We start from the raw sequence: 7,066 nt of genomic DNA, 5'->3' as shown, positions 1-7,066 counted from the left end.
CGGCTCCGGCTTCCCGGCCGCCGATGATGAGGAGCCCGGTATGCGGGCTATCGTCGGCCTGGGCATGCCCGGTCAGCTCGGTGCACAGGGTCTCGGGGTACTCGCGGTGGCGTGCTCCACACAGGGGGCCGGTCATGCGGATGTCCTTCCGGTCTTCGAGGGGTTGGGTCGGGCGTGGGCGCGTCGGGGCCGGCCGTGGCGTATGCGACGCACTCCGGCCTCCACGGCCAGGGCGAGCGTGACGGCGATGACCGTGCAGACGATGACCGCGCCCGGCGACAGAACCCGGGCGCGGGTGAGGGTGAGCCATGCCCAGGCGGTGGCGAGGGCTGTGCAGCCGACGAGGACGGCTTGGGCGAGGAGCGGGGGTATGCGGGGCATCAGCCCTCCCGGGCGGTGATCGGTCTTACCCGCCGGTGGCGGTGTCTAAGATGTCCGTTTCACTGGGTTACTCGGAGTGCCGGTAACCGGAGTTCGCGCCCGCCGGCACCACGATGTCGTCCAGCGACAGCAGCCCCAGGCGAAGCGCCACCGTGACCGCCTGCGTGCGATCCCTCACTCGCAACTTCCGGTACGCCACCTGCAACTGGGTCTTGATGGTCTCCTCGCTGACGCCCAGGCGGTGAGCGATGACCCGGTTGGTGCTGCCGTTCGCGGCGAGGCGGAGGATGTCGATCTGGCGTCGGGTGATGTGCGCGCGGGGCTCGAGGGGGCGTTGGACGAGGTGCCGGGCCCTGTGTGGGGTCGGGGCGGGCCCGCCACCGCTGGTGGTCGGGCCCGGTCGTGAGGGTGCCGTGGTCACGGGCGTACCGCCCGCCGGTACACGGCCAGCAGCCGCTCCATCGCCTCCACATGCTCCAAGGCCTCCGCCATACGGCCCGCCTTGGTGAATTCGTGCACGTAGGCGGCCTGTTGACGGATGGCGGTCATGTAGATGTGCGGGGACTCGTCCGCGGAGGCGGTGTCGGCCTTGGACGGGATGGACGGCTCCTGGGCGGTGGGCGCGGGCAGCACGGCCATCACCGCGTTGGCGAGCGCGTCCACGTCATAGGCGCACAGGGCGCAGCGGGCGTCGTAGCGGTGCTGCCGGTGGTCGGCCTTCCCTTCGTAGTCCGTGCGTCGGGTGGTCAGCAGGGCCTCGGCGATGTGGTCGCGGAGTGCGGTTTGGTCGGTGGCGGGCGCCTGTCCAGCAGCCGAGGCGGGCTCGCGCACCTCGATCGTCAGCGGCGCATTCAGGTACCGGAAAGCGGCTTGGATCGTGCTGACGGGGTGGTCGGCGATGTGGCGGGCGAGAGCCCACGCGGTCGGGTTGTCCGGCTCCGTGAGGTCGTCGGCGGTCTGGTCGGTCATCGGGTTCCTTTCGGGCTGCCCGGGGCGGGACAGCCGGGAGGGGTGGTCAGGCGGAGGCGACGTAGCGGTAGCCGGTGCTGGTCGGCCGGAAGCGGTCCAGGCGGATGCGGGTACGACGGCCGGGCTTGGCCCCGTTGTGGCCGACGCTGCGCGGCTGGTGAAGTTCGACGACGGCATGGGTGTCGCCGATCTCGACGATGCGGACCTTGCGGCCATAGCCGCGGGGGTCGTTGTCCTGCCAGATCTGGCCGACGGCAGGAGTCGGGGAGTCGGTCACGGTGTCCTCCGGGTGGAGTCGGCGCGGTGCGGAGTCAGGGTGCGGAGGGTGCGGGCGAGGATCCGCGGGGCGAGCTTGAGGACGGCCAGCGGATACAGCACGAACGCGGCCATCAGGCGGCGAGCGGCAGGGTGGTGCGGGCGACGGCGGTGAGCTCCCGGTAGGCGGCGATCGCCTGGAGGGTGACGACGGAGTTACCGGCCCGCTTGATCTGCTGCGGGCGCGGCATGTCGACATGGCTGGTGATCAGGCCCTCGTCGAGGCCCATGACCCACTCGGTGAACTCCGGGGCCATGCGCAGGTTGCCGCCCGTGCCCGGGGCGGTCGGCGCGGGCGCGGGCCGGCCGAGGACCCGCTCCCAGCGGCGGATCGCGGGCCCGTAGTCGTGACCGAGTTTGGGCGCCCGCCAGTTCTCGTCCAGCCTGACGGCGATGCCGGGCAGGTAGTAGTTCCCCTTGCCGTCGCGCTGGTTGGGTCCGCCGTTCGGTCCGTCGGAGGCCTTCGGAGTGGGCAACAGCCGGGCCACGGACTCCACCGTCGGGGCGGGCGCCGGGACCTCCACCGTGGCGCCGACGCCGGGCACGGCGTAGCCGAACCAGCGAGGCCTGCCGTGCGGGGCGCCGACCGACGAGGCGTGCGTGATCGTCCAGTACAGGTCGTAGCCGCGCCGGTTGAGGTGATCGGAGACGACATCGAGGCCGCGGCGCTTCAACGCGGCAACGTTCTCCAGGAACACCTCGTCGGGCCCGATGGCGTCGATGGCGGCGTACACGCTGCGCCACAATCCGGAGCGGGGGTCGTCGAGGCCGAGGCGGTGGCCGTTGTTGCTGATGCCCTGGCAGGGCCAGCCCGCGATCACCTTCCGCAGCCACGGATACCGGTGGACCAGGGCCGGCCAGTCGACGAGGTCGATACCGCCGAGGTTCTCTACCCCGGGCAGCAGACGGGCCATCACCTGGGCGGCGTAGGGGTCCTTCTCGGCGTACACGGCCGTCTCGCAGCCGGTGAGCTGGTGGACGGCCTTGTCGAGTGCTTCGACGCCCGAGCAGAGGCTCAGGGCGGCGTCGGGATGGGTCACAGTCGGGCTCCTTCGGTCGTGGAGCGGACCCGGGCGGCCGGGTCGCTGAGGCGGGCGAGGAGTGCGTCGGCGGCTTCGAGGTGGTGGGCGGCGTGCTCGTCGCGCAGCTGGTCGAGGGGCTGGCCGTCGTAGACGCGGGCGAGGACGTCAGCTACGTCTTCACGGGTCAGGTCGGCCATGGCGGGGCTCCTACTGCTGGTAGTGGTCGGACGGGTCGTCGGCGGGTCCGTCGTGGCTGGTGCAGCCGGGGGCGTGGATGTTGGCGGCCACCTCTTCGGGAGTGGCGCCGCAGTCGCAGGACGGCACGTCAGGCCTCGACGATCGCGTCGGAGAAGTCCAGGAACATCCGGTTGTCGAGGGCGGTCCGCAGGGCGTTCATTCGGCGACGGATGATGGCCGGGGTGAGCTCGATGCGCTGCCCGTTCGGGAGCTTGTCGTTGATGGTGAGGGCGATCCTGTCGTCGTCGAGGATCGTGGCGTCCGTGAAGCCGGGGGTGTTCCGCTGCCACCACTTCAGAGAGCGGGGGAAGCCGGGTGCTCCGCGACGGGCGAGGTCCTGGTCGAGTCGGATCTTGGACTGGTCGATGACGATCCGGTGCATGAATGTCCCCGTCGATAGGCGTGGTGGGGTTTGGATGTGTTCACTGTACCGTTCTATGCATGGCAATGCAATGCATAGAACGGGATGCGGTGCCCCGGGCACACGAGAAGGGGCCCGACCCGAAGGCCAGACCCCTACGCGCGCCACACTCAGCTCAGAACGGCGGCTCGTCCGAGTAACCACCCCCGGAGCCCCCGCCCCAGCTCCCCGCGGCCTGTCCGCCACCAGCCGGCGACGGCTGCGTCCACGGGTCCTCCATCCCCTCCCGCGACGACGCCTGCTGCGCCGCCCGGTACGCGTCCTGCCTTCCCTGCCCCGAGCCGCCCGCCTTCTCCACCCGGGCCGTCGCGAACCGCAGAGACGGACCGATCGAATCGACCAACAGCGACGGCGCCGACCGCTTCTCCCCCTCCCTCGTCTCCCACTTCTCCGTCCGCAACCGGCCCGACACCACCACCTCCATCCCCTTCTCCAGGGAGTCGGCGAGGTTCTGGGCGTACTGCCCGAACACCTTCCCGTCGATGAAGAACGAATCGGCGTCGACCCACTGGCCGGCGTCGTCCTTCTTCCTGGAATTGAACGCCAGGCGCACCTTCACAACCGCCGTGCCCTGCGCACTGAAGCGCAGCTCAGGCGCGTCGATCAGCCGTGCGGTTCCGTTCAGCGTCGGCAGACTCATGCCGCTTCTCCCATCTCGTTCTTCTTCAGGTCTCGTTCACGCGGCACGTACACGCGCCGCCACACACGCCGGCCCTCAGCCCGCGCCTTCTGCTTGATCCGCTCCCACTGCCGCTCCGCGGCCTCAGGCGTCATGTCCAACCGAGCAGCGATCTCCGCCGTGGTGTCGTTCGTCCACTCGAAGAGATGGGCCAGGACTTCCGCGCGGTCGTCACGGCCGAGGATGACGGCTTCACCCATCAGCCACCTGGCCGCCAGGTTCCCGCCCTCCGACACGACCGGCTCCACGGCGTCCGTCTGCGGCATCGCCCGCGGGTCGTCAATCGTGTCGTCATCCCACGCAAGCGGCCCGTACCAGCCGCTGCGCTCAGCAGCACGTCGCGTCCGGTCGGCTACCCAGCCCTTCACGCCGTGATCGCACGGGTCAGCGTTCCACCACTCGCCGTACACGTCCCGGACAGCGCGAGCCACACGAGCCGTCACCCTGTCGGAGTTCGAAACCTTCTGGAAGTACCTCAGCCCCATGCCGATCTTCCCGGCTATGGCGATCAGGTTGAACCCGTGCACTTGAAGTGCCTCGATACGGCGCCGCGTACCGGTCGGATCGATCCGTGCCGAGTCGGGGAAGTCGTCCAGCTTCGGCCAGTACGCGAGAAGCATCTCAGCCGTTTCCGTGCGCACCTCCTTCCCCGGGCCGCTCCCCTCCGACCCCCACAGCAGGTGATCCAGGTGGTGCGCGGACATTCCGAAGTGTTCCTCGAGCGCCCAGAGCGGCATGCCTGCCGCGCGAATCTTGTTCACGTGGTCACGCACCGGTCCGGCAGGCACGAACGGCTGCCACTGCCCGGCTTCGATTAGCTGCCGGCGACGTGCCTTCCACCGCGAATGGGCGATCCTTTGTGCGTAGGAAGTCGTGGACGTCATGCCGCCTTCACCACCTCGATGCCAGCCGCGGCACGCTCCGACTGGAAGAACCTCAACGCCTTCGACACCGCCGACCGGCCCACACCCAACTCGTCCGCGATCATCCGATGCGTGGCCTTCTCCGCCACACGCCGCTCGATGAACTCCTGCGCGTCGATGCACCGCTCGTAGGACCGGGCCCGAACGTCCGCCCGGTCCCGCAGCAGCTCCTGCCGCTCCCCCTCCGTGAGACCACCCCAGATCCCGTTCAGCTGCCCCGCGGCGAGCGCCCACTCCAGGCACTCCCGCCGCACGGGGCACTGGCCGCAGATCGTCTTGGCTTCCCGAATCTGGGCGATCCATCCGACGCTGTGCCCGACGGGGAACCACAGGTCCGGATCGTCGTGGGCGCGGCACTCGGCGTCGTCGCGCCAGTTGCCGGTGTCGGCGGGCGCGGCGGGCTTCGTGAGGCGGCGGGTGTTGGTGCTGGTGATGGTCATCGGGTGGCTCCGGGAAGGGTGTAGAGGCGGATGATCGCGCCGGGCTCGGGGAGGGCTTCGGGGTGTTCGCCGGGGAAGACCTTTCGGGCATGGACGTCGATAATTCGGGAGTCGTCGGCCACGGCCTGGGCGTCGGCGATGCCGTCGAAGGTGGAGCGGAGAAGCTTGTCGATGTCTCCGCTGTCCCGGGTGACGGGCCAGGTGCGGCGTCGCTTGGGGGCGCTGGCGGGCTTGCGGACGGTGAAGACGATGTCGGCTTCGAGGGGTCCGTCCAGGGTGGGCAGGTGGACGGGTACGGCTCCGATGTGGGAGACGATGCGGGCCTGCCAGGTTGCTGCGGTGACGAGGGCTCGCCAGGGTTTGACGCGCTTGGACTGTTCGACGAGGACGGCGCTGATGCGTCCGCTGGCGCTGTTGCGGCGGTGGCCGGCGTACTTTTTGCTGCCCTGGGGTGCGGGGCGGCCGTGGACGGTGATGGTGAGGCGAAGTTGCCGTTCGGTGTCGGGGGCGAGGGTGGTCATGGGGTGGGCTCCAGGGGTTGTCCGTGTCGGAGGTAGTTGGCGTGTCCGGGCCGGTGGCCGACGTGGAAGTGGGGTCCGAAGTCGCAGGGGTAGGGGCGCATTGCGGGGCCGCCTTCGCGGCGTATCTGGTTGGCGCGTTTCTTGGCGGCCCGCCAGGTGGGGAAGCGGCTTTTGCCTTGGCAGGCGATCTCGTACTCGGTCACCGTGGTCCTGGGGTGGGTTGGGGGAGTCCGAGGTCGTGGGCGAGGCCGGCGCGGATGTCGTAGGGGATGGCGGGGTTGTGGATGAAGCGGGTGACAGTGGCCTTGAATCCGCGGAAGGTGGCGAGTTCGGCTTCGGCGATGGCGAGGAGGTCGGGGCGCCGGGTGACGAGTTGGTCGGCGAGACCTGCGACGTAGCCCGGGTCCTGGTCAGCCATCGCGGTCTCCGGTGAGGGCGGCACCGACCTCGTACAGCAGGCTTGCCGCTTCCGGACCAGCCTTGTGCTCGTCGCGCCAGGTCCGGAGGACCCCGAGGGCTTGGTTGATGGCCTGCTGCGCCTCGTCGCGCTCTCGCTCGGCCTTCTGCCGGAACTCGTGCGGGGTGGGGCGCTGGCGTCGCTGGATGGTGACGGTGTAGGCGTCTCGCGGGTTCTGGCCGTCGCGGAGGTCCATGGAGACGGACGGTGCGGTGATCTCGGTTTCGAGATAGTTCTCTGCGCCGTGGCTGTCGAGCATGGTCCGCATGGCGGCGACGAGGGTCAGGAGGATCTCGCGGGCGGGTTCGAGTTCGAGGGTGGCGACGCCGTCCTGGATGTTGAGGCCGCGCATCATCGTGCCGTCGGTGAGGATCTCGGCGGCGACGTCTGCGAGGGCGTCCATGGCCAGGTCGGCGATGCGCTGGGAGCGGTCGGTGTCGTTCTGGCCGTAGGTGTCGTACATGGCGCGGGCGATGGTGTCGCGGGCCTGGGTCCAGCGGCGCTGGCGCTGGGTTTCGGTGAGTTCGGTGGTCACGGCTGGGGGTGTCCCTTCGGGGTGTCCTGGTCGGCGCGGGCGGCGATGCTGTCGGCTATCTCCTGCTGGGAGAGGGGCTGGGTTTCGGTGGTGTCGGCCCGGGTGCGGGTGAGCTGGTCGCCGAGGGCCCGCGGCTCCGGCTCCGGGGCCGGCTCGGGGTCGGGGG

At 70.0% G+C, this 7,066-nt stretch carries 13 protein-coding genes; all 13 read right to left on the bottom strand.

Annotation, left to right across the window (positions count from 1 at the left end; translation table 11 throughout):
- Window positions 1-132 precede the first annotated feature (132 nt).
- The gene (locus AOK18_RS33040) at window positions 133-381 is read right to left on the bottom strand and encodes a hypothetical protein (RefSeq protein ID WP_157865104.1); all 249 of its coding nucleotides are present in this window, start codon (window positions 379-381) and stop codon (window positions 133-135) included.
- Between the two features lie 67 nt (window positions 382-448).
- The gene (locus AOK18_RS14955; protein WP_055694673.1) at window positions 449-802 is read right to left on the bottom strand and encodes a helix-turn-helix domain-containing protein; all 354 of its coding nucleotides are present in this window, start codon (window positions 800-802) and stop codon (window positions 449-451) included.
- A complete protein-coding gene (locus AOK18_RS14950) occupies window positions 799-1,350 on the bottom strand; it encodes a hypothetical protein (RefSeq protein WP_055694672.1) in 552 nt (183 codons plus the stop codon). The genes AOK18_RS14955 and AOK18_RS14950 overlap by 4 nt, the downstream gene beginning before the upstream one ends.
- A gap of 46 nt (window positions 1,351-1,396) precedes the next feature.
- Entirely contained in the window at window positions 1,397-1,627 is a 231-nt protein-coding gene (locus tag AOK18_RS14945) for a hypothetical protein (protein ID WP_055694671.1), read from the bottom strand.
- A 112-nt stretch (window positions 1,628-1,739) separates the two neighbouring features.
- Window positions 1,740-2,705 (bottom strand): DNA cytosine methyltransferase, encoded by a 966-nt coding sequence (locus tag AOK18_RS14940; protein WP_055694670.1) that lies wholly within the window; start codon window positions 2,703-2,705, stop codon window positions 1,740-1,742.
- A complete protein-coding gene (locus AOK18_RS14935; RefSeq protein WP_055694669.1) occupies window positions 2,702-2,884 on the bottom strand; it encodes a hypothetical protein in 183 nt (60 codons plus the stop codon). The genes AOK18_RS14940 and AOK18_RS14935 overlap by 4 nt, the downstream gene beginning before the upstream one ends.
- A gap of 128 nt (window positions 2,885-3,012) precedes the next feature.
- A complete protein-coding gene (locus AOK18_RS14930) occupies window positions 3,013-3,306 on the bottom strand; it encodes a hypothetical protein (protein WP_055694668.1) in 294 nt (97 codons plus the stop codon).
- 154 nt (window positions 3,307-3,460) lie between these two features.
- Window positions 3,461-3,985: a single-stranded DNA-binding protein gene (gene ssb / locus AOK18_RS14925; protein ID WP_055694667.1), complete on the bottom strand. Its 525-nt coding sequence runs from the start codon at window positions 3,983-3,985 to the stop codon at window positions 3,461-3,463.
- Window positions 3,982-4,908 carry a hypothetical protein gene (locus AOK18_RS14920; protein ID WP_157865103.1) on the bottom strand — a complete coding sequence of 309 codons (927 nt, stop codon included), beginning with the start codon at window positions 4,906-4,908 and terminating at the stop codon, window positions 3,982-3,984. The genes ssb and AOK18_RS14920 overlap by 4 nt, the downstream gene beginning before the upstream one ends.
- On the bottom strand, window positions 4,905-5,387 hold the full coding sequence (locus AOK18_RS35240; protein WP_079105024.1) for a WhiB family transcriptional regulator: 483 nt from the start codon (window positions 5,385-5,387) through the stop codon (window positions 4,905-4,907). Before AOK18_RS35240 ends, AOK18_RS14920 begins: the two co-directional genes overlap by 4 nt.
- Entirely contained in the window at window positions 5,384-5,908 is a 525-nt protein-coding gene (locus tag AOK18_RS14910; RefSeq protein WP_055694665.1) for a RusA family crossover junction endodeoxyribonuclease, read from the bottom strand. Before AOK18_RS14910 ends, AOK18_RS35240 begins: the two co-directional genes overlap by 4 nt.
- A gap of 199 nt (window positions 5,909-6,107) precedes the next feature.
- Window positions 6,108-6,326, bottom strand: coding sequence for a hypothetical protein (locus AOK18_RS14905; RefSeq protein WP_055694664.1), 219 nt, complete (start codon window positions 6,324-6,326; stop codon window positions 6,108-6,110).
- On the bottom strand, window positions 6,319-6,900 hold the full coding sequence (locus tag AOK18_RS14900) for a hypothetical protein (protein WP_055694663.1): 582 nt from the start codon (window positions 6,898-6,900) through the stop codon (window positions 6,319-6,321). Before AOK18_RS14900 ends, AOK18_RS14905 begins: the two co-directional genes overlap by 8 nt.
- Window positions 6,901-7,066 lie beyond the last annotated feature (166 nt).

The organism is Streptomyces prasinopilosus, assembly GCF_001419695.1.
GTDB lineage: Bacteria > Actinomycetota > Actinomycetes > Streptomycetales > Streptomycetaceae > Streptomyces > Streptomyces prasinopilosus.
The sequence above is the reverse complement of the archived record's forward strand: the minus strand, read 5'-3'. Positions and strand labels throughout refer to the sequence as shown.

Excerpts from the sequence above, each read along its gene's own strand:
- AOK18_RS33040 (WP_157865104.1), bottom strand. The coding sequence starts at position 381 with ATGCCCCGCATACCCCCGCTCCTCGCCCAAGCCGTCCTCGTCGGCTGC.
- AOK18_RS14950 (WP_055694672.1), bottom strand. The coding sequence starts at position 1,350 with ATGACCGACCAGACCGCCGACGACCTCACGGAGCCGGACAACCCGACC.
- AOK18_RS14935 (WP_055694669.1), bottom strand. The coding sequence starts at position 2,884 with ATGGCCGACCTGACCCGTGAAGACGTAGCTGACGTCCTCGCCCGCGTC.
- AOK18_RS14930 (WP_055694668.1), bottom strand. The coding sequence starts at position 3,306 with ATGCACCGGATCGTCATCGACCAGTCCAAGATCCGACTCGACCAGGAC.
- ssb (WP_055694667.1), bottom strand. The coding sequence starts at position 3,985 with ATGAGTCTGCCGACGCTGAACGGAACCGCACGGCTGATCGACGCGCCT.
- AOK18_RS14920 (WP_157865103.1), bottom strand. The coding sequence starts at position 4,908 with ATGACGTCCACGACTTCCTACGCACAAAGGATCGCCCATTCGCGGTGG.
- AOK18_RS35240 (WP_079105024.1), bottom strand. The coding sequence starts at position 5,387 with ATGACCATCACCAGCACCAACACCCGCCGCCTCACGAAGCCCGCCGCG.
- AOK18_RS14910 (WP_055694665.1), bottom strand. The coding sequence starts at position 5,908 with ATGACCACCCTCGCCCCCGACACCGAACGGCAACTTCGCCTCACCATC.
- AOK18_RS14905 (WP_055694664.1), bottom strand. The coding sequence starts at position 6,326 with ATGGCTGACCAGGACCCGGGCTACGTCGCAGGTCTCGCCGACCAACTC.